The 2,799-nt window shown below is 38.4% G+C and carries 1 protein-coding gene; it reads left to right on the top strand.

Annotation, left to right across the window (positions count from 1 at the left end; all coding sequences use genetic code 11):
• Positions 1-2,681: hypothetical protein (locus ACQ96U_RS27005; RefSeq protein ID WP_431724386.1), on the top strand; the 2,681-nt coding region annotated here is incomplete at its 5' end.
• Positions 2,682-2,799: the final 118 nt, after the last annotated feature.

Below are 2,799 nucleotides of genomic sequence, written 5' to 3' on the forward strand. Positions count from 1 at the left end.
TTGATGGTAATATAAGTGACTTACTTTTCCAATATACGCATTTAGCGCCCACAAATTGTGAGTCGTTTCTGTGCTTACCTCCGATTATTGGTTGTACTTCTCAATATTTGGTTGCAGTGAGTAGTTCCACTGCTTTGCAAGCAGTTGCCATGCAAGCACCTGTTCCTAGTGGTGCTCAAGCATTGTTCCAACTTAATAATCAGAATCTACCAGAGAATGAAGTCGAGGCGTTTTTTGACGCACTCAACGATAAAAACTTATTAGCAATAAACCAAGACTTTCCCCCACAAAATAGATTTAACTTTAACGGCACTCACGGACAATACGGATGGGAGTTTTTTTATCATCTCCCTTCAATGATTGCCTCTGCTGCCATGGATAACCAACAGTATGAAACTGCAACACAGTGGTTTAAGCAAATATACAACCCAAGTGAACCCGTTGAAAATAAATGGGGTGTTCTTCCTATTAAAAATGCCTTTTCTGGGGCTCATGATAGAACATCAACCTTTTTAGGATTTAATGACCCAGATAAGCTGGCAAGCCAAAATCCTGAGTATTATGGTTACGCCACCATTCGTCAGTATTTACAAATGCTGATCCAGATGGGGGATGATCAATATAATTTAATGACCCAGGAAACCCTGCAAAAAGCCAAGATGATTTACGTGGAGGCGCAAGGTTTATTGAATATAGAACAACCTGATGATCTCTTTGATTTGTCACAAGAGGTTTGGACAAACCCATCATTAGATGATGTGCTGCAGGGAAATGCAGAGTTACTCCCTCCGTTAAATTATGAAATGTATGCTCTTACGAGTGAGCTCAGTGAACGTATTAATAATTTACGCAATTGGCAAGATATGGATGGTGAGCCGTTAAATGTACCGCTCTATGCCCCCAAAATTAATCCACGTGATTTACAAAAAGCTAACCAACAGGGCAAAGGTTCAAGCAAAACCTCTGATCAATCAAAACTTAACGTATTAGATGCACTGGAATACCCACTTATTTCTCTTGAAGCCAAAGATAAAGTCAATCGCTTAATTAGGCTCAATGAACGAATTGTTGACACTTATGACAAACTTGATGCCTATAATATTAAACTGACTTATCAGGTGGGTGTGACTACAGGCTATGAGGATAGAGATAGGGATCAAGAAGGAGTATTCCCAGAATACAGCAAAAATGAGTTCGCTACTCTTGATCTCGATAATTTACCAAGTGGCTTTCAATCCCGTACACCACAGTTTATACAAGAGCTCATGATCCGCCAGAGTGATAGTCATCTCGAGGCAGCTCGATCACGACTAGCAGAAGTGTGCAGTGAGTTTGCCGTGACGTCGGTTTATTATCTTCAAAGTTTAGTACGGCTTGGGTGGAGTTTCTTTCGGACAATCCCAAATTTAAAAGAAATTAAAGGCTTAAATAAAGAAATAAATGAGGCAAATATAGTATTAAAAAGTCAATTTTACAGTGAGAGCGAAAAAAATAAGGCAAGAGATAATAACAAGAAAGCAAAAACAAAAAGAAAACTATTATATACAAAATCGCTTGCCAAAATACCCGCTACTTTTGTTTCTGGTACCTCATTCGGTGGCTCCGATCCTATAACGTCAGATGTCATCCAGGCTCTCAATAGCAATACGGATCAACTCGATACAATTAGTGATGATATTAATAACTTTCTTATTTCTAACTTGGCCGAATATGCAAAACAAGCCGCCATTAGCCTAGCTTCATACTCCTCACAGATAGCCGAATTAACCTACGAATTAAGAGCCGCTCGCTTAGAGAAAAAAATCAATATAGCGACATTTAATATGGAAGACTCTGCTTATGGCAGTGAAAAAGCCAATGAAGGGGCGATCCGCAATGCTATCTTAAATAACGATCATTATACAGCCAGCTTAAATAACATGAACAGTATTTTTAAAACAAATTTGCAGTTAACACTTCAAATGTGTCATCTTGCTGAAGATGTATATAATAAAGTGACGGAGCAAAGTGCTTCATTCTTTCCTGATAGTATTCCCAATATTCCCATTGAAAAATTGGTATTATCATCTACTGCTTACCAATATGAGCAGAATCTAATGGAAATGGATGTAGCCTATCAAGAGTGGAAAAAAGCCAATCCGACAAACATGAATACAGTCGTATTTTCTTTACTATCAGATTTTGGTGATAAAACGTTGAAAAAGCTGCGTGAACAAGGTTCATGCGAGTTTTCACTCGATAATGATTTATTTGATGCTTACCAACCCAATCAACGAAACCGTAGAATAAAGGATATCAAGCTTCAGTTTAATGGGATTAATGAAGCAGATAAACCCTTAAGTGCTCTGTTGGTACAAACAGGGCACCAAGTATTTATGCAAAATACGGAAAAAGCCTCTAAAGACTTTATTGCCTTACACAACAAACTAGTACTGAATGGAGCTGAGACTGATACTACAGTCGTGCAGTGGCCAACGGATAATCCGATGCCTTTTAAAGGTACAGGTGCAGTTTCAAGTTGGCGTTTGGTGATTCCCTGTCTTGATAAAAGTCATGCGAAGCGATCAAAAAGAGCACGTACTGCCAAGCAGGTAGCTGTAGCTAAAGAAATGCAAAATATGTTGGATAATCATTTAAAGGATGTAACGATAGAAATCACTTACAGTGCAATTCAGTGCTAGTTCGGTCCTCAATATTTTAATATATGGCGCTGTCCATTTTAACAAGACAGCGCCTAGCATGTTGGCTTGTATTGTTCTTCGATTAAGACTGTTTTCATTTTTTTATTATCTCCTTGTG

Origin of the sequence: Zooshikella sp. RANM57 (assembly GCF_050749885.1) — a bacterium.
In the GTDB taxonomy this organism is placed as follows: Bacteria; Pseudomonadota; Gammaproteobacteria; order Pseudomonadales; family Zooshikellaceae; genus Zooshikella.